The 14,366-nt window shown below is 66.2% G+C and carries 27 protein-coding genes and 1 tRNA gene; 4 read left to right on the plus strand and 24 right to left on the minus strand.

Translation table 11 applies throughout. From position 1 onward, the window contains the following. Positions 1-24 precede the first annotated feature (24 nt). Entirely contained in the window at positions 25-729 is a 705-nt protein-coding gene (locus JN531_RS12480; protein WP_228349997.1) for a response regulator, read from the minus strand. Positions 730-982: 253 nt separating this feature from the next. Between JN531_RS12480 and JN531_RS12485 the strand changes: the two genes are divergently transcribed. The 4 genes from JN531_RS12485 (at position 983) to JN531_RS12500 (ending at position 4,224) form a co-directional block, all read left to right on the plus strand. Continuing rightward, positions 983-2,179, plus strand: coding sequence for a DcaP family trimeric outer membrane transporter (locus JN531_RS12485; protein WP_228349189.1), 1,197 nt, complete (start codon positions 983-985; stop codon positions 2,177-2,179). A 76-nt stretch (positions 2,180-2,255) separates the two neighbouring features. Then, positions 2,256-2,332 (plus strand) — tRNA-Pro (locus JN531_RS12490). A 99-nt stretch (positions 2,333-2,431) separates the two neighbouring features. Further along, on the plus strand, positions 2,432-3,580 hold the full coding sequence (locus JN531_RS12495) for a phage integrase Arm DNA-binding domain-containing protein (RefSeq protein ID WP_228349190.1): 1,149 nt from the start codon (positions 2,432-2,434) through the stop codon (positions 3,578-3,580). A gap of 83 nt (positions 3,581-3,663) precedes the next feature. Continuing rightward, the gene (locus JN531_RS12500) at positions 3,664-4,224 is read left to right on the plus strand and encodes a hypothetical protein (protein WP_239795300.1); all 561 of its coding nucleotides are present in this window, start codon (positions 3,664-3,666) and stop codon (positions 4,222-4,224) included. Positions 4,225-4,281: 57 nt separating this feature from the next. Here JN531_RS12500 and JN531_RS12505 read toward each other — a convergent pair whose 3' ends face one another. The 23 genes from JN531_RS12505 to JN531_RS12610 form a co-directional block, all read right to left on the minus strand. Further along, positions 4,282-4,551 carry a hypothetical protein gene (locus tag JN531_RS12505; RefSeq protein WP_228349192.1) on the minus strand — a complete coding sequence of 90 codons (270 nt, stop codon included), beginning with the start codon at positions 4,549-4,551 and terminating at the stop codon, positions 4,282-4,284. Further along, positions 4,548-4,841, minus strand: a complete 294-nt coding sequence (locus tag JN531_RS12510; protein ID WP_228349193.1) for a hypothetical protein — start codon at positions 4,839-4,841, stop codon at positions 4,548-4,550. Before JN531_RS12510 ends, JN531_RS12505 begins: the two co-directional genes overlap by 4 nt. Next, positions 4,838-5,107, minus strand: a complete 270-nt coding sequence (locus tag JN531_RS12515) for a hypothetical protein (RefSeq protein ID WP_228349194.1) — start codon at positions 5,105-5,107, stop codon at positions 4,838-4,840. The genes JN531_RS12510 and JN531_RS12515 overlap by 4 nt, the downstream gene beginning before the upstream one ends. A 4-nt stretch (positions 5,108-5,111) precedes the next feature. Next, complete coding sequence (locus JN531_RS12520) at positions 5,112-5,405, minus strand: hypothetical protein (RefSeq protein ID WP_228349195.1); 294 nt, start codon at positions 5,403-5,405, stop codon at positions 5,112-5,114. A 4-nt stretch (positions 5,406-5,409) separates the two neighbouring features. Then, a complete protein-coding gene (locus tag JN531_RS12525) occupies positions 5,410-5,601 on the minus strand; it encodes a hypothetical protein (protein WP_228349196.1) in 192 nt (63 codons plus the stop codon). Positions 5,602-5,614: 13 nt separating this feature from the next. Next, positions 5,615-6,019 (minus strand): hypothetical protein, encoded by a 405-nt coding sequence (locus JN531_RS12530; RefSeq protein ID WP_228349197.1) that lies wholly within the window; start codon positions 6,017-6,019, stop codon positions 5,615-5,617. After that, positions 6,016-6,210 (minus strand): YegP family protein, encoded by a 195-nt coding sequence (locus JN531_RS12535; protein WP_228349198.1) that lies wholly within the window; start codon positions 6,208-6,210, stop codon positions 6,016-6,018. Before JN531_RS12535 ends, JN531_RS12530 begins: the two co-directional genes overlap by 4 nt. A gap of 147 nt (positions 6,211-6,357) precedes the next feature. Next, a complete protein-coding gene (csrA, locus tag JN531_RS12540; RefSeq protein WP_228349199.1) occupies positions 6,358-6,549 on the minus strand; it encodes a carbon storage regulator CsrA in 192 nt (63 codons plus the stop codon). 190 nt (positions 6,550-6,739) lie between these two features. Further along, a complete protein-coding gene (locus tag JN531_RS12545) occupies positions 6,740-7,003 on the minus strand; it encodes a Lar family restriction alleviation protein (RefSeq protein ID WP_228349200.1) in 264 nt (87 codons plus the stop codon). Further along, a complete protein-coding gene (locus tag JN531_RS17350; protein ID WP_275591460.1) occupies positions 6,993-7,124 on the minus strand; it encodes a hypothetical protein in 132 nt (43 codons plus the stop codon). Before JN531_RS17350 ends, JN531_RS12545 begins: the two co-directional genes overlap by 11 nt. Next, positions 7,117-7,392, minus strand: coding sequence for a hypothetical protein (locus JN531_RS12550; protein WP_228349201.1), 276 nt, complete (start codon positions 7,390-7,392; stop codon positions 7,117-7,119). Before JN531_RS12550 ends, JN531_RS17350 begins: the two co-directional genes overlap by 8 nt. 259 nt (positions 7,393-7,651) lie before the next feature. After that, positions 7,652-7,879: a hypothetical protein gene (locus tag JN531_RS12555; RefSeq protein ID WP_228349202.1), complete on the minus strand. Its 228-nt coding sequence runs from the start codon at positions 7,877-7,879 to the stop codon at positions 7,652-7,654. Further along, positions 7,876-8,721, minus strand: a complete 846-nt coding sequence (locus tag JN531_RS12560) for a hypothetical protein (protein ID WP_228349203.1) — start codon at positions 8,719-8,721, stop codon at positions 7,876-7,878. The genes JN531_RS12555 and JN531_RS12560 overlap by 4 nt, the downstream gene beginning before the upstream one ends. Then, positions 8,718-8,951, minus strand: coding sequence for a hypothetical protein (locus JN531_RS12565; protein WP_228349204.1), 234 nt, complete (start codon positions 8,949-8,951; stop codon positions 8,718-8,720). The genes JN531_RS12560 and JN531_RS12565 overlap by 4 nt, the downstream gene beginning before the upstream one ends. Then, on the minus strand, positions 8,948-9,211 hold the full coding sequence (locus tag JN531_RS12570; protein ID WP_239795301.1) for a hypothetical protein: 264 nt from the start codon (positions 9,209-9,211) through the stop codon (positions 8,948-8,950). The genes JN531_RS12565 and JN531_RS12570 overlap by 4 nt, the downstream gene beginning before the upstream one ends. Positions 9,212-9,234: 23 nt before the next feature. Then, on the minus strand, positions 9,235-9,813 hold the full coding sequence (locus JN531_RS12575; RefSeq protein ID WP_228349206.1) for a hypothetical protein: 579 nt from the start codon (positions 9,811-9,813) through the stop codon (positions 9,235-9,237). Further along, a complete protein-coding gene (locus tag JN531_RS12580; RefSeq protein WP_228349207.1) occupies positions 9,810-10,187 on the minus strand; it encodes a hypothetical protein in 378 nt (125 codons plus the stop codon). Before JN531_RS12580 ends, JN531_RS12575 begins: the two co-directional genes overlap by 4 nt. Beyond that, complete coding sequence (locus tag JN531_RS12585; RefSeq protein WP_228349208.1) at positions 10,184-10,495, minus strand: hypothetical protein; 312 nt, start codon at positions 10,493-10,495, stop codon at positions 10,184-10,186. The genes JN531_RS12580 and JN531_RS12585 overlap by 4 nt, the downstream gene beginning before the upstream one ends. Before the next feature lie 26 nt (positions 10,496-10,521). Next, complete coding sequence (locus JN531_RS12590) at positions 10,522-10,947, minus strand: DUF6378 domain-containing protein (protein ID WP_228349209.1); 426 nt, start codon at positions 10,945-10,947, stop codon at positions 10,522-10,524. Then, complete coding sequence (locus JN531_RS12595) at positions 10,944-11,981, minus strand: replication-relaxation family protein (RefSeq protein WP_228349210.1); 1,038 nt, start codon at positions 11,979-11,981, stop codon at positions 10,944-10,946. The genes JN531_RS12590 and JN531_RS12595 overlap by 4 nt, the downstream gene beginning before the upstream one ends. Continuing rightward, the gene (locus tag JN531_RS12600) at positions 11,978-13,537 is read right to left on the minus strand and encodes a ParB/RepB/Spo0J family partition protein (RefSeq protein ID WP_228349211.1); all 1,560 of its coding nucleotides are present in this window, start codon (positions 13,535-13,537) and stop codon (positions 11,978-11,980) included. Before JN531_RS12600 ends, JN531_RS12595 begins: the two co-directional genes overlap by 4 nt. Before the next feature lie 130 nt (positions 13,538-13,667). Continuing rightward, positions 13,668-13,925, minus strand: a complete 258-nt coding sequence (locus JN531_RS12605; protein WP_228349212.1) for a hypothetical protein — start codon at positions 13,923-13,925, stop codon at positions 13,668-13,670. Beyond that, positions 13,922-14,365 carry a hypothetical protein gene (locus JN531_RS12610; protein WP_228349213.1) on the minus strand — a complete coding sequence of 148 codons (444 nt, stop codon included), beginning with the start codon at positions 14,363-14,365 and terminating at the stop codon, positions 13,922-13,924. Before JN531_RS12610 ends, JN531_RS12605 begins: the two co-directional genes overlap by 4 nt. Position 14,366: the final 1 nt, after the last annotated feature.

Genomic DNA, 14,366 nt, shown 5'->3' on the forward strand with positions numbered 1-14,366 from the left:
CGCGTGCGGGTGCAGTGCAGGATCCTACGGCGCCGCGTCCTGAATGTCGTCGTCGCCGTCGTCGGTCCCGGGTGGCACCTCCAGCGAGGCGGCTTCCGCCTGCAGCAGCCGTTGCGCCAATAGTGCCGCCTGGGTGCGACGGATCAATCCGAGCTTGCGCAGGATGGCGGTGACATGGGCTTTCACCGTGGCTTCGGTGACATGAATCTCATAGGCAATCTGCTTGTTGAGATAGCCCTCGGCCAGCATCATGAAGACGCGGAACTGCTGCGGCGACAGGCTGGCGATACGCTTGGCCTGTTCCCGGTCGCCGGCATGGACGCTGGCGTGCAGCAGTTGCGGCGGCGTCCAGATGCCACCTTCCAGGACCCGGGTGAGCGCCTCGGACAACACCGGCAGGCCCGCAGATTTGGGGATGAAGCCGGAGGCGCCGAAATCGAGGGCGCGGCGCATGATCGCCGGGTCTTCATGGCCGGAGACCACCACCACCGGTAGCGCCGGATGTTCGTTGCGCAGATGCAGCAGCGACGAGAACCCCCGGGCGCCGGGCATGTGCAGGTCGAGCAGCACCAGTTCGGCATCGGGTGTGGCGGCGGCGGTTTCGCGCAGGCTGTCAAAACGATCGACCTCCAGGACCGTGGCATCCGGCAGCAGCCCGCGCACCGCCTGCACCAGGGCGGCGCGAAACAGCGGATGGTCGTCGGCAACGATCACCACGGTGGCCTGCATGGTCGTCAACCTCGTATCGGGCGCCGGGGCGCCGGGGTCTGGTCCCGCCATCGTATGTCGCCTCGCGCAAACAGTTCATTCACGGTTCTACGCCGCCGCGTTCCCCGACGCCATTCGACTTAGGGTGAGCGTGGCCTTTGGTCGAAACCGCCGCCGTTTTCGACCAAGGGTGAATGGCGGCCGATGGCGCCGGGCGCAACAGTCGTCTCATCGCGTCCGACGAGGCGCATTCGGCGACAGAGAGGAGACAACAATGATCACCATACGCACCGTGCGACCGTGCCGCCCGTCGGGGCTGATGCGCCTCGGTCTGGTCGCATTGGCCGCCAGCCCGGCGCTGGGCCTGGCCAATGAGATGAGTTTTGGCACCACCACCCTGAACTGGGGCGGCTACGTCAAAGCCGACGTGCTCTATAGCCGCTTCTCCGAAGGGGAAGTGGCGCAGGGGGGTGCCCGCGACTTCTACCTGCCGGGGGCCACCCCGGTTTCGGCGGGGGGCGGCAACAGCTACAGCGTTCTGGATGCCCATGCCAAGGAAACGCGGCTGTTCATCAGCGCCAAAACGCCTTACCAGGGCCTGCAGATCGGTGGCCACATCGAGTTCGACTTCATCGTCAGCCAGGGCGCCGGCAACGAGGTCATCACCAACGCCTACAACCCGGGGCTGCGGCGCGCCTTCCTGACCATCGACAACTGGTTGATCGGCCAGGAGTGGAGCACCTTCCAGAACCTCGGCGCGATTCCCGAGACGCTCGATTTCGTCGCCTTTCCCTCCGAAGGTACCGTGTTCGACCGCCAGACCCAGCTGCGGTATAGCCACGGCAACTGGGCGGTGGCGCTGGAAAACCCGGAAACCACCGTCAACACTGCCGGCACGGTCGCCGCCAAGAACGACAGCCAGCTGCCGGATCTGGTGCTGCGCTACATCGCGCCGCTGCAGGGCGGAAACGTTGGGGTGGCGGTGATCGCCCGGCAGCTGTCGATCGACGATGCCAGCACCGGCGGACCGGACGACAGCGAAACCGGGATCGGCATCAGCGTGTCGGGCAAGCTGCCGTTGGGGCCGGCAACCGATTTCCGCTTCATGCTCAACCATGGCGAGGGCATCGGGCGTTACATCGGCCTCGGGCTGTCAGCCGATGCTGCGCTCGACGGCAACAATGAACTTGACGCCATCGGCATCACCGCCGGGTACGTCGCCCTGCGGCAGGCCTGGAGCCCGAAATGGCGCAGTACCGTGACCTACTCGATGTTCACCGCGGACAACGATGTCGCCCTCACCACCAACGCCGTCACCCAGCGTGTCAGCAGCGCCAGCGTCAACCTGCTCTATTCGCCGGTGCCGAAAATCACCACCGGGGTCGAGTTCCGGCATGCCGAACGCGAAGTGGAAAGTGGCGCCGATGGCAGCCTGGACCGCCTGCAGTTCTCGGCCAAATACGTCTTTTGAGCTAAACTGTTGTCTGAACTAAGCGCCCGGCCGCACGGTCGGGCGTTTTCTTCGTCTGCAGGCTTGAGAAGGATGTCGGGGCGTAGCGCAGTTTGGTAGCGCATCTGCTTTGGGAGCAGAGGGTCGGGGGTTCGAATCCCTCCGCCCCGACCATTAAAGCCAATAAAAACATCACGATACAGCGCACGCTGTCAACGTGGGTTTGTTGTTCCCCCTATTTTCCCGTTATTTTCCCCGAAAGGAGGAGATGACATGGGACGACATCGATCGACGCGGGCTCGCGCTGGGTGGCCTCAGGGGTTGCGCGCGCGTGAGCGCAGGGGCGTGACGTATTACAGCTATGTGGACCCCGTTTCAGGCGAGGAAATCGGCCTGGGGCGCGATCTGGCGGCTGCGCTGCAGGCGGTGCGGGTTGCGGCGCGGCGGTCTGCGCCGGATGCGGTGCAGGTGCTGGTCAACCGCATTGATGCGCCGGCGGAAACGTGGCGCGAGCACATGGGCTGGGTGTTCGACGAATACCTGCCGACGAAGAAGCGCAAGCGCAGCGGCCAGCCCTTGGCCAAGTCGACGATGGACAACTACCGGGTGTCTGCGCGCAAGGCGGAGATCTGGAACGAGCGCGATGTGGCGTCGATCACCCGGCGCGAGGTGGTGGATCTGCTCGATGAGCAGCCGCTGCGCGCGGCCGAGGTGCTGCGGGCGCACCTGGCGCTGTTCTTCGCCCTGGCGGTCTCGCGCGGTCGCCGTGACGCCAACCCGGCCGAGGGGGTGATATTGCCGGACTCGGAGATCCAGCGGGTTCGGCTGACATATGAGGCCTACGATGCTGTGTTCGCGGCGGCGCCTGGCTGGCTGCAGCGGGCGATGACGCTGACGCTGACGAGCCTGCAACGGCCGGTGGACCTGACCGTGCTGCCGCGCACGAGCTGGGACGCAAGGGCCAAGCGCTGGGCTGTGCGGCAGTTGAAAAGCGAGGCCGCAGGTTTTGGCTTGCTGCGTATACGGCCGCACGTGGAGCTGCGCCGCGCGATCGAGGACTGCCTGGCGCACCAGGTGGAGGATTGCCCCTTTCTGCTGAGCTACCCGCCCGAAAAGCGGAAGCTGGGGCAGCGCGAGCATGCGGCGCAGCTGAGCCGGCCGATTCTGTCGCGGGCATTCGCGGAGGTGCGCGAGAGGGTGGTGCAGGCAGGGGCGCCGCCGGCGGTGATGGAGAGCCTTTCGCCGGCGAAAGGGCAGGCCAGCTCGTTTTATGAGATCAAGGCGTTGGGCGCGCGGCGGCTGGAGGAGAAGTTCGGCTGGCCAACTGCGAAGGTGCAGGCGCTGGCGGGGCATCAGTCGCCGGAGACGACGCAGATCTATACTGGGCGGCACCGAGAGAAGTGGGTGGAGGTGCTGCTGTGAAGCAAGAACTAGGGGGCGGAGCGCGCGGACTGACGGGGGGCGAGGCATTCGTCGCGGGGATCTTGGTAGGGGGGATTTCCGTCTTGCTGCTGCTCACGGTTTTCGGCTCCATCCCCTTGAAGGCTGAGTGGTTGACTGCCGGCGCTGCAACTGCGGCCCTGTTTACCAGCAGCGCCATCCACTACCTTTCGAATATCGAGCGAAGGGCTGATGCCGAGGCGGCGCTCAACCTGAAGGTTCGCGGCGAATACCTTTCCCTGATGCGCGGCATAGAGCGGCACATGGGGGCTGTGAGAAGTGCATTTCAGGGTTATTCAGACGAGCACATTCTTCTCAATAATTTCGACCAGACTCTGCTGCCGCCAATTAAGTCGGGATTCAAAGCGAACATTAACGAGGCCATCGATGCCGCTATAAAGTGCGGCCATGGCGAGCTTTTTACCCTCGAGGCACTGCGGGCCAAGGTCGCTACTTACAATGAAAAGTGGGGGGATGTGTTTCAATCTCAGTCCAGAGGCGCCCCGGGCAGTCGATCTCAGCAGCTCAAGGCCTTTAAAAGGGAGTTCGAAAGTTTCGAGGCCGCCTGCAAGCCGTTCCTGGATTTCTGTCGGAATGCATACGACCCTCCGGTATCGAACCGATAGGGCACTCTCGGTTGGCGGGCGCCGCCTGTGGGATTGCTAGTGCCGGCCTGACTGCCTTCAGCGCAGGGGCGTTCTGTCGCGCCGGTCGTGGCCAGTCAGCGCCAGGTGATCTTCGTCGTCGACAACATGAATCGTGCCGTGAAACTGTTGCGGGTGGATAAGCCTCGCCAATGCAGGGGCGCTGGAATATTCCAATTCCACTAGCGTGGTGAGCAGCTGGTCCTGCCTGAGGCCCAAGTAGATGTGGGCGGGCGGTTGGCCGTAGCGCTGGTGGTGGCGGGTTATGCCATCAATTATGGCGTCCCGCAGCTGTTCAAGGTTCGTCACTGCGCGTCTCTGCTGGTGATCTGGTTGGGCCATGCGACAAGCGTGGCGGAACGTTCGAGCATTGTGGTCCACCGGTCGTGTGCATACCTTTTGAGGTCTGCACACGACAGTGCTTGCTGATCCTGGCACAGGGCCTCGATCTCCTGATCCAGCACAGGTGCAAGGGCGCGTGCTCCCGATGCGAACAGTGCCTGCGAGCCCTGCGCCAGCAGCGCTGGCAGCGCACGCAGTTGGAATTCCTCGACTAGCGCTACGGCCTGGGCCTCGGGGTTGGGCTGCGGGGTTGTCATCGCGCGGGCAGGTGGTTTTCGGTGACGAGGACGATGCAGCTCTCCGCATCGACCTCGCGGATGTCGACGCCGGCAATCTGCGGCGGGGCGATGGTGTAGCTGGGGCGGGTGGCTGCCGCCTCGAGGGCCCGGACCTCGCTCTGCCCTAGGTGGATGCGCGTAGGAGCGGAGCCGGTTTTGCGCATGTGCTCCTCCATGCCAGCGCGTATGGCTGCAACAATATCCTCGGCAGTGGCGCCGCTTGCGGTTGCACGGGTTTCGGTCATCGGGCTACGCCCCTCCTGGGCGGCTGAGTGCCGAGGTTCGCCTACGCCGCCGGCGCTGTCCAGTGATCGCTGCGGCCCTGGCGTTGTTGCGGGCCATCAGCACTTTGTCGGCCAGGGGGTTGCCGGTGCGGGCCTCCCAGGCCTCGGCGTCGATCCAGACCTGGATGCGCCGGCCGGTGTTTACCACGCGGCCGGCAACGATGCCCTCGATGACCCAGTTGCGGAGGGTTTGTTCGCTGGGGGCGTTGCCGTTGCGGAAGTAGGTTTCGCGGAACTCTTTGGGTTTCATCAGGCCCATGGGGTCACCTCGCGTTGCGGCCCTTGTTGCCGTCGAGGGCCTTCTCCAGCTCGTCAGCCAGGGCATCGAGCGGGCGGGATGCGACGCGATCGCCGGGCTGGATGGGTGCGTGGTCATCGTCCATCACCAAGTTTTCGACGGCGCGGATGGGGGCGTTGACGATGCGCAGCGGGGCTGCGAGCAGTTTTCCGAACATGATTGGGCCTCTTTCAGGGGTGGGGTGTGCGTGCGGGCGGGGTGTGGCCAGGGCCGAGGTGGAGCGGGGCGGGGGCACGCACGTGGCGTTTGAGCTCGCTCGCGAAGATGGCTTTCACGTCTTCGGCGGTCAGCGGCGGTACCGCGCGAGTGCGGCCGTCGCGGTCGGCGTAGTGGTCATCCAGGGCGGCAAGGGCTTTGCGCAGTACGGCGCGCAGATCCTGCTTGCCCCAGAAGGTGACGGCGGCGCTGTCGTCATCGCCTGGGTGGTGCATGAACGGCCCTTGGTATTGCTTGCCGCCGACGGTGGCGGGCAGCTCGAGGAAGATGCGTAGGCCGGTGAAGGTCTGGCCGTCGATCTCTTTGCTGATGATCTGTATGCGGTCGGTCATTTCCTCTGCGTAGACGTTGACTCTCATGATTTGACCTCGACGATGTTGGACTGCGCCTCCCAGGCGCTATCGATGACGGACTCGATGCCGCCCAGGCAGCGGCGCTTGGTGGTGTAGCCCTCGGCGCTGTCAGCGATGATGCGGCCGTTGGGGGCGCGCAGGCGCCAGCGGTGCTGTTTGCGGCGGTCTTGGTAGTGCTCGAACTTTGCCAGTCTCATTCGGGTGATCTCCGGGCAGGGGTGGGCGTTGCCGCCGGCGGGGTGCCGGCAGCGGGGGTGGGCAGTTGGCGGATGTAGCGCTCCAGCTCGAGGCGGAGCGCTCGGCGCACCTCGTCGACGGGCGCCTTGGGGTTGATCCAGACGGCGCTAGCGTGTCGGCGCCGGCGGCGCGTGGCCGCTGTTTTCGATGCGCTGCTTGATCTCTGTGCGGTGGATCTCGATCGACTTGTCGGCATCACAGCCGATGCGGACCTGGTTGCCTTTGATTTCGAGTATGCGGATGACGATGCCGTCGCCGATCGAGATCGACTCGCCGGGCCTGCGGGTGATGATGAGCATGCGGAAACCTCCTGTTTCGCTGGCGTGTAGTCGACGAGGTATGCGCGGCCTCGCCAGTGGACGATGGTAACGCTGGTGCCGCCAGGGTCGACAGTGACCTCCTTGCGGCCGAACAGAGTGGCGCAGGCCATCTGCCACCAACTGGCCGAGAGAGTGGCGCTGGCTTCGCGAAGGTGGTGCCGGGGGCGCGTCATGACGACTGGTCCGCGGCCGGGGCGAGTCGCTCGTTCCAGAGTGCCCTCATCTGGTTTTCGGCATTGGCGACCGGGCCAGTGGCGTGGCAGGTGTCACACTCAATGGCGACGGCAGTCGGGGCGTTATCCGGCGAGTCGCGAAGCGTGATGAGGGCGAGCTGCACGCTGCCGCAGAACGGGCACGGCAGGTTGCCGTGCGGGCTGAGAAGCGGTTGATGCTCGATCTGCTCTGGAGCCTGCGGCTGGGCGCTAATTTCCACGGTTGGTACCTCGCGTGAGCTTCAGCGCGTCGGCGATCGTGCGGGCGGCGGCCTTGATGTCGCTGCCCAGGGAAAACAGCCCAAGGAGGATGCACGCGCCCATAAAGACGGCGTCAGACATCGGTAGGGCCCTCCGGGTGTTGCAGGCCGAGGCCGTGACTGCCCTCGGTGCGGCGTGACTGGTCGGCGAAGGCTGGCCGTGGCAGGCCCTGCAGCTCGGCGAGCAGGAAGCAGCGCTCGCAGGCCTCTGCGCGCGCCACCTCCTTGGCTGGCGTGCCGTAGAGGCAGTCGACCTGACACAGCGAGCGGTGGGTGCCGTCGGGGACGAGGTGGACGATGGTGACGCCGGCGCCGATGCGGGTTGCGATTGGGAGGAGGTCGGGGTTCATGGCTGGCGCTCCGCCGCTGAGCAAAACGGGCACGGGCCAATCGGGCCGTTGTTGTCCGTCTCGATCTCGCAAGATCCTCCGCAGTAAAAACACGGCTGCGGCTCGGCTGGGCCCACGAATGCAATCAGATGCTCCGCGCAGTCTCGAATCACGTCCTGTTCCGCTGGGCTCAGATCGCCTTTGCCTGCCAGCATCCCGGGCTCAATCGCCACCAGCGTGCCGGCGTGCGTCGAGACTTCGACGCGCCACCATCCGGCGCTCACAATCCCACCTCCCCGCGCATGGCGGCGTCGATCCACGCCTCGATTTCTCGGCATGCAGATTCGAGGTCCGTTGCCGCCAAATCGACACAGAGGTCACCGTAGTCGTAGACGCATGCCGAGACAGGCTCGCCTGGCTCGATATGGATTGAGTACGTGATTCCAAGGTGTACGCGTTCGGTGAAGGGGCATCCACATTTCGGCGGCGCCACTAGTGTGTCGCTCATGTCTCGTCTCCGATGGCGCGCTCGTCGCTGCTTGGAAGCCGCCGTAGGTCACTGAGCATCCGGGCACGTTGCTCGTTGGTCGCCTTCTGAATGAGCGTGCAGTCGGACCGATCAGCGCGGCACGGTGGCCACCCTGCCGGGTAGACGTGCTGGTCCGTCACCCGCGCAACAATCCATTCCTCGCCGGTTGGGCCGTGCTTTACCGCGTCGGCGACCTCAATCTTTTCTTGCGCCGCCTCAACATCAACGGCGGGCACTTGCGGCGCAGGGGCGGCAAATACGGCGAAGCGCAGAGCGCGCTCCATCGCCTTGTAAGACGGCGGCATTGCGAATGAATCAAGCGCTGCTTGCACCATCTCTGCCGTTGGGGCGAAATCATGCCTATCAAACGACACCGAGGCCGCCTCGGGCTTCGCCAGTTCGGCGCGGTAGGCGCTAATCGCCGTCGCAGCTGCCAACTGATCCCCCTGTGTGCCCGCCCCAATTTGCAGGCGAGCAAGGGTGTCGTCTTCGATTTCATCTGTGTAGCGGCTTATGGCTGCCCTCGGCTCTTGCTGGTGCGTCCTATGTGTCGCCACCTTTGCCGGAGCCGCTTCGGCCCGTAGTTCGAAGTGCTTGCCGAATACAATGAAGGCTTCATCCAGCTTGCGCAGCAGCTCCTTTGTCTGAACGCGCAGAACATCTGGCGCCCCGACCATGAAGACGTACGTGCCGTAGGGGATTGCGCCGGTCTTGTTGGCGAATACGTACTTCCAGTGGGCGTTCTCGGCGGTTTCGGGCCACCCCTCTGAAAGTGTCGCCCACGACTCGTCGCCGTGATCTCGTTGATTCAATGGCGTCATGCTGCCTCCTGGTTGTTGTCGCCCGGCGCCAGCAGGTTGCGCCGGGCGATTGCGAATGCGCGGCGGGTGGCCCGCTGCAATGCGATGGGGTATTTCTGCCGGCCGGCTTCGATGCGGCATGCGAAGCCGTTTGGGGCAGCAGTGGTGCACGACACGCCTGTGAACCGTGCGTCGTGAGATATGACGTACAGCGGACAGTCGGCGACGTTGTTGTGGGGGCAGGCGCTCATTGCTGCACCTCGGCCGTTGGTGCGACTGCTGGTGTGTAGCGCCAGTTCTCGGTGAATTCGTCGACATCGCCGTTGTGGTAGGCGACGGCGATTTTGCAGTTGCTGGTCCAGCTCCCATGTGCCTCGATTGCCACAACCTCGCCGACCCGGGCGAGATCGGCTCTAGGCGCGACCTGGTCGCCGCGCGCAACGGGGCAATGGTTCACGAATGCCGTGCGCTGTTCGCAGGCCGGGAGCGTGATCATGATGGCGATCGCCACCAGTGGAAGTACGGGCGCGCGCATCAATGGGCCCTCGCGTTGTTGGGGCGGCCGCGGTTCGCGGTTGCCAGGGTGCGGCTGGCGCCGGCGAGCAGGCGGACGATGAGGTCGTAGTCGGTGGTATTCGACAGCAACTTGACTGCGACAAGGTCGGGGCGCGTGGCGTGGCCTTCGCACAGCGCGACAGCGGCGACGATTTGATGGGTGCCGACGTCGGTGACGGCCTGCATCAACGCGGCCATGGCCGCGTCGCGAGTCGGCGTCGTAGCGCCGGGGGCGGTCTTGGGCTTGTCCAGGGCGCGCTGCGCGAGTTCCCAGCCGAGCCTGACGGCCGAGAGGTCGTACCGGGCCCAGTAGTTCTCGGGCAACGAGTCGCGGACCTGGCCGAACGCGGGCGAAGGGGCCTGCATGAGCGCGTCGAGCTCGGGGTTGCCGGTGCCTTTGAATGCGCCGTGCTTGGTCATCAGCGCGTCGTCGCGGGCCTGCAGGCGCTCGAACTCGTCACACAGTGGCATGAGGTTCTTGAGCAGGACGCCGGGCCAGGTGGCGTTGCGTTGTGCAGCCTGCTCGCGGAGGGTGGCGATGATCTCGGCGGGGGTCATGTGCGTTGCTCCGCTGCCCGTGCCCATTTTGCAAGGGTAACTGTGGCCTCTGTGAGGTTCGGGTCGTCGCGGGTCATGCGGTCGACCGGGTCGCAGTCGCCGCCAAGATTGATGATTCTGTCTCGCGCGGATTCGATCAGGCCGACGTACGCACGCTTGAGCTTGCGCAGCACCTCAACCGCCTCTGTGACGTCGTCTGCTGAGGGCGTGTTGCCGTCGATGCGCTCCCACAGACTTTCCATTTCAAACGGGTAGGCCTTGCCATAGCTCCACACGATGGCGTCGGTTGCGATGCTCTCGGCGGCCTGCAGTATCTGGCTGGCCTGTTCGTGGGTGAGGCCGCGCAGCACGAGTGTCTCGGTGGGTTGGCTCATGTCTGCAGCTCCTGCCGGGCCTTGGCCTCGTCTGCATCCAGGGCATCCAGCGCCTGCAGGGCGGCAAGTACGAGCGCGCCGGCGCGCTCGAGGTCGCGGCGCATGGATTTTGGCTTCCAGCACGTTTTGTCCCACGGCCAGCCTTTAGGCGGCGTGCCACCCGCAGAAGGGCGTGCACTCCTGCGGTGGATGATCAAGTAGGAGGCGGCGGCTTGGGCGAGTTCGCGCGCGCGGCCGCGGTCGTTGTCTGGAGTGAATCTTTCGGCGCTGATCTGGCGAAGTCGCTCCTGACCGACGCGGCGGGTCACAGCGGCGAAGTGCTGCAACGTGGCGGTTATTTCTGCCTCCGTGAGGGGGGGGCAATATCAGCCTCCTGGCTGAACTCCAATTGCACGACGTGGGTCGTGGGGCGCTTAAACATTGCTGCTTCAAGCACGCGCCGGGTTTCGCTGGCGCGTACGGGTTCGTTCAGCATCTCAAGCGGCATGGTCGGCACGTTCTCGGCGCACTCGCCGGCGAGGCCGATGTAGGCGGCGCCGTCGACGTAGTCGTCCGGGTTCAGCGCGCCGGCCTGGGCGCGCGCGAGCTTGAGTACGGCCATGAAGACCCAGCCCTCGCGCTCGTTGATGTTGTGGCCGGTGAGGGCGGCGAAGGTTTTCACGGTGCGGGCCATGCTGCGTTCGGCGGCCACGTCGCGGCTGGCGGCGCGGTCGGCGATGGCGTCGGCGGCGGCGGTGAGGATTTGGGGGGCGGATTTCATGCGTGGATCTCGGAAGGGGTGGCAGCGAAACGGGCGATGTCGTCGGCCGTGCTGGTGAGCACGTCGGCAATTGAGGGGTCGAGCAGATCGGCGAGCCGGCGCAGGGTTTGCTGTTTGAGGTCGGCGCGGTCGATGTGAGGCGGTGGGGCCTTGAGCATCTGTTCGAGCCGCTGCAGGCCGGTGGTGACCTTGCGGTAGGGGTCATCCGCCGCGGCGGGTTGGGCAGGTGCTGCGCTTTGCGCGGGGGCCGCCGGCGCGGGTGTTGGTTTCGCCGGCGAAACTGCGGCCGGTGCGGCGCGTGGGGTGATGCCGTTGCTGGCAAGCAGCTGCAGACCGGCATCGGTTATCGCCCATCGTTTGGGGTTGCTGCCGGCTACGGCGTTCACGTGCCCACTGGTGGCGAGGTTGCGCATGTAGACGTTGAGGCGCGCCACATCATTGCCGAGTGCGGCGGCCACTTGCCGCGTTGTGGCGGGCCCGTGTTCGGCCAGGCGTTTGATGGCCGACAGGCTGCTCGGCGGGCGCTTGGGCCTTTCGGCGGGCGCGGGTACCGCCGTTGCGGCTTGCGGCAGTGCGTAGCGGGCGGGGCGGGTTTCGCCCACGCAGATGATCTCGCCACGCTTCTTGAGGTAGTACAGCATCGCGTCGACGCGGGAGCGGTCTGCCTGCAGGCCGGCGGCGATCTCGGCGCCGGTGGCGGGTGTGCCGCGGCGTTTTAGGAAGTCGCGGATGATCGGGCCGCTGGTGCCGCCGCTTGGGGGCTCGTCAGCCTGATCGCTGCCGGCCGGGGCTGCGGCGGGCGCCACGGTGCCGGTGGGCAGCTTTGCGCCCGGTACGATCTGGTAGGTGCGGCGCTGCCCGGCGAGGGCCTCGCATGCCAGCGTGCCGGCGTCGGTGAGGGCATCGAGCGTTTCCATGATGTCGACCTGGCTGCCCTTGATGCGCTCGCGGATGCTGGTGAGCGTGACGGGGGCGCCGGTGATACCGAGCAGCTCGATGATGTCGGCGGCGATGGCGGCTTGCTGGGGGCTCATGCCTGGGCCCCTTCGGTTGTCAGCGCGATCCCGATGTAGGCGTAGCCGGTCTTGAAGCGCTTTTTGGTGAGGCCTGCCGCGACGCTTGATGGCCCCCAGGTTGTGGCTTGCATGCTGAGCAGGGGGATATCGCCTGCCTCGCCATCGGCGCTTCTGATGTGCTCGTTGAAGGCGGTGTGCAGGTCGATGCACTGCACGCGGCTGTTTGGGGATGCGCGGGTGTGCTCTTTGACGAAGCGGGCCAGGCCGGTGGCGTGGCGTTCGGCAACCTCTTTGGCGGACGGTTTGCCAGCGCCAACCCGTGCCGCTGGCTTGCTGGCTTGTGCCGGCGCGGCCGCTTCGGCCAGCTTCTGGGTGAGCTGACGCCCCTTGTATTTGTGGGACGCGGTGCACTCGAGCCCGCTGCCGCCCAGGGCGGCCTCGATCTTGAGCGCTTCGGCGTGGGTGATTTCACGCGCGATGCTCGCGGAGTAGAGGGCGCCGGGGATGAGCAGGTCAACGGCGGGCTTGATGTCGTTCGGGCGCCCCTGGAAACGCAGGAAGAAGGGCATCGCGTCGGCCGATTTAGGCGGCTCGCCGCTGCTGTATTCGGAATAGCGCTCAGCATGTAGGCGCAGGCCGGGGACGCCAGGGCCTCTCCATCCGTCGTCTTTTATGACGCGCTGGCCCAGGCGCTTGGCGATTTCGCCTGCAAAATCCTGGGCGGCTGCCTTTCCGATCTCGTTGGCGGTGGAGACGCGCTCGCGAATGCCCTTGCGGCTGTCCTCGGCCTGCTTTTTGGCGCTGAGCTGGGCTGCAACCTTGGGGTCGGTTTTTGCGGCCTCGCGCAGGGCCTTGCGTTGCTCTTTCTCGGCCTCGTGCCGCTGCCGGGCGCTTTCGGCCTGCTCTACGCGGTTGCGGATCTGCTGCCGGGTGGGCTTGGCGACGCCGTGCTGCTGGCCGTACTGGAAGCGGTAGATCTCCGACTCGGCGGCTCGCTTGTCGAGCTCGTACAGGCGGTTGAGATCCGCCGCGATGTCGGCACTGGTGATGGCGTCGCTGGCAATGAGGGCGCGCACCGGGTCAGCGAGCTTGCCGATGTTGGCGTGCTTGCTCACCCAGCCGGGGCTGCGGCCCAGCTGCTCGGCGGCGCTGGCGTTGCCGACGCTGGCAACCAACTTGGCAACGCCCTCGGCGGTTTCGCTGAGCGTGAGGTCGGCCCGCTGAAGGTTTTCGACGATCTGCACGATGGCGAGATCGGCATCGACGAGGTCGGTGCGGATGACGCAGGGCACCGCGGCCAGGCCGATGGCGGTGGCGGCGCGCCAGCGGCGCTCGCCGGCGATGATGGTGTGGGTAACGGCGCCGGCGAGCACTGTGTCGGCCCCATGCACGGGGCGAACGATGATTGGCTCGATGACGCCCTGGGCTTTGATGCTGGCCTTGAGGCTGTCGAGCGCCTCGGGGTCAAAGTGGCGCCGGGGCTGCTGTGGGTCGGGCGCGATGCTGCCGGGGCTGAGATTGGCGAACGTCGGCGGCAACTTGGCGGCCGCAGGTGCGGCGGTGGTGTCTGGCATGGGGATGCTCCTGGTTACGCGGGGGTGGGTGGCGGCGGGGCGGGATGACGGCACCGGCGCTTTCGGTTGCGGGTGGACCAGCGCTCGCGGTGCTTGATACGGGCGGCGGCGCGGTAGCTGCGGGGGCGGCTCATGAGGCGGCCTCGCTGTAGCTGGGGGGCGGTTCGGGTGGGCGCCGGCCGTCATGGGTGGCCAGGGGGTCGGTGGCGCTGAGACGCCGCAGGGTTGCGAGGGCGGCGCGGAGATCTCGCAGCGTCATTTCGGCGCGCTCGGGGGTGATGCGGCCGCGGCTGATGAGCTGGGGCAGGGCGCGCTCGCGATAGCGCAGTTCGCGCTCGACGGCGGAGGCCTGCCAGCTGATGGGCACAGCGTTGCCCTGCCGGCTCATGCGGCGTGCTCCAGGCGGGGGGCATTTGCAGCTGGCAAGGGCCGGCCCTGTTGTTCCCATTGCAGGTATTCGCTATGCCCTGCATCGGCGAACGAAAACCCGGCGCGGGCGGCAATGCCGTGGTCGCAAAACAGGCTGCCCTTGCGGTGCGGGTAGGGTTCGCGCCCGATGTATGCGCCGCAGTGGCAGACGGTGGCGCGGTGTTCGGCGCCGGTGTAGCGGTACCAATCGATACGCAGCAGCTGGCCGCAGCACATGGCGTGGTGCTGGCGGTAGTAGTGCTCAGGTTCCATGCGCAGGGTGCGCCGGCGCTTGCATACGGCGCAGCGGCAGGGCACGCCACGTTTCCACCGGCGGCCGCTGCCGCCCACGTGCCGGCCGTAGGGGCCGTGGTGGCCCCTGCGGGTGCGGCGGTTGCGGGCGGGCAGGGCGGTGGCCATA

This window comes from Flagellatimonas centrodinii (assembly GCF_016918765.2).
Taxonomy (GTDB): domain Bacteria; phylum Pseudomonadota; class Gammaproteobacteria; order Nevskiales; family Nevskiaceae; genus Polycyclovorans; species Polycyclovorans centrodinii.

Coding starts and splice junctions, on each gene's coding strand:
- JN531_RS12480 (WP_228349997.1), bottom strand. CDS start 729: ATGCAGGCCACCGTGGTGATCGTTGCCGACGACCATCCGCTGTTTCGC.
- JN531_RS12485 (WP_228349189.1), top strand. CDS start 983: ATGATCACCATACGCACCGTGCGACCGTGCCGCCCGTCGGGGCTGATG.
- JN531_RS12495 (WP_228349190.1), top strand. CDS start 2,432: ATGGGACGACATCGATCGACGCGGGCTCGCGCTGGGTGGCCTCAGGGG.
- JN531_RS12510 (WP_228349193.1), bottom strand. CDS start 4,841: ATGACAACCCCGCAGCCCAACCCCGAGGCCCAGGCCGTAGCGCTAGTC.
- JN531_RS12515 (WP_228349194.1), bottom strand. CDS start 5,107: ATGACCGAAACCCGTGCAACCGCAAGCGGCGCCACTGCCGAGGATATT.
- JN531_RS12520 (WP_228349195.1), bottom strand. CDS start 5,405: ATGGGCCTGATGAAACCCAAAGAGTTCCGCGAAACCTACTTCCGCAAC.
- JN531_RS12525 (WP_228349196.1), bottom strand. CDS start 5,601: ATGTTCGGAAAACTGCTCGCAGCCCCGCTGCGCATCGTCAACGCCCCC.
- JN531_RS12530 (WP_228349197.1), bottom strand. CDS start 6,019: ATGAGAGTCAACGTCTACGCAGAGGAAATGACCGACCGCATACAGATC.
- JN531_RS12535 (WP_228349198.1), bottom strand. CDS start 6,210: ATGAGACTGGCAAAGTTCGAGCACTACCAAGACCGCCGCAAACAGCAC.
- csrA (WP_228349199.1), bottom strand. CDS start 6,549: ATGCTCATCATCACCCGCAGGCCCGGCGAGTCGATCTCGATCGGCGAC.
- JN531_RS17350 (WP_275591460.1), bottom strand. CDS start 7,124: ATGTCTGACGCCGTCTTTATGGGCGCGTGCATCCTCCTTGGGCTGTTT.
- JN531_RS12550 (WP_228349201.1), bottom strand. CDS start 7,392: ATGAACCCCGACCTCCTCCCAATCGCAACCCGCATCGGCGCCGGCGTC.
- JN531_RS12555 (WP_228349202.1), bottom strand. CDS start 7,879: ATGAGCGACACACTAGTGGCGCCGCCGAAATGTGGATGCCCCTTCACC.
- JN531_RS12560 (WP_228349203.1), bottom strand. CDS start 8,721: ATGACGCCATTGAATCAACGAGATCACGGCGACGAGTCGTGGGCGACA.
- JN531_RS12565 (WP_228349204.1), bottom strand. CDS start 8,951: ATGAGCGCCTGCCCCCACAACAACGTCGCCGACTGTCCGCTGTACGTC.
- JN531_RS12575 (WP_228349206.1), bottom strand. CDS start 9,813: ATGACCCCCGCCGAGATCATCGCCACCCTCCGCGAGCAGGCTGCACAA.
- JN531_RS12580 (WP_228349207.1), bottom strand. CDS start 10,187: ATGAGCCAACCCACCGAGACACTCGTGCTGCGCGGCCTCACCCACGAA.
- JN531_RS12590 (WP_228349209.1), bottom strand. CDS start 10,947: ATGAAATCCGCCCCCCAAATCCTCACCGCCGCCGCCGACGCCATCGCC.
- JN531_RS12595 (WP_228349210.1), bottom strand. CDS start 11,981: ATGAGCCCCCAGCAAGCCGCCATCGCCGCCGACATCATCGAGCTGCTC.
- JN531_RS12600 (WP_228349211.1), bottom strand. CDS start 13,537: ATGCCAGACACCACCGCCGCACCTGCGGCCGCCAAGTTGCCGCCGACG.
- JN531_RS12605 (WP_228349212.1), bottom strand. CDS start 13,925: ATGAGCCGGCAGGGCAACGCTGTGCCCATCAGCTGGCAGGCCTCCGCC.
- JN531_RS12610 (WP_228349213.1), bottom strand. CDS start 14,365: ATGGCCACCGCCCTGCCCGCCCGCAACCGCCGCACCCGCAGGGGCCAC.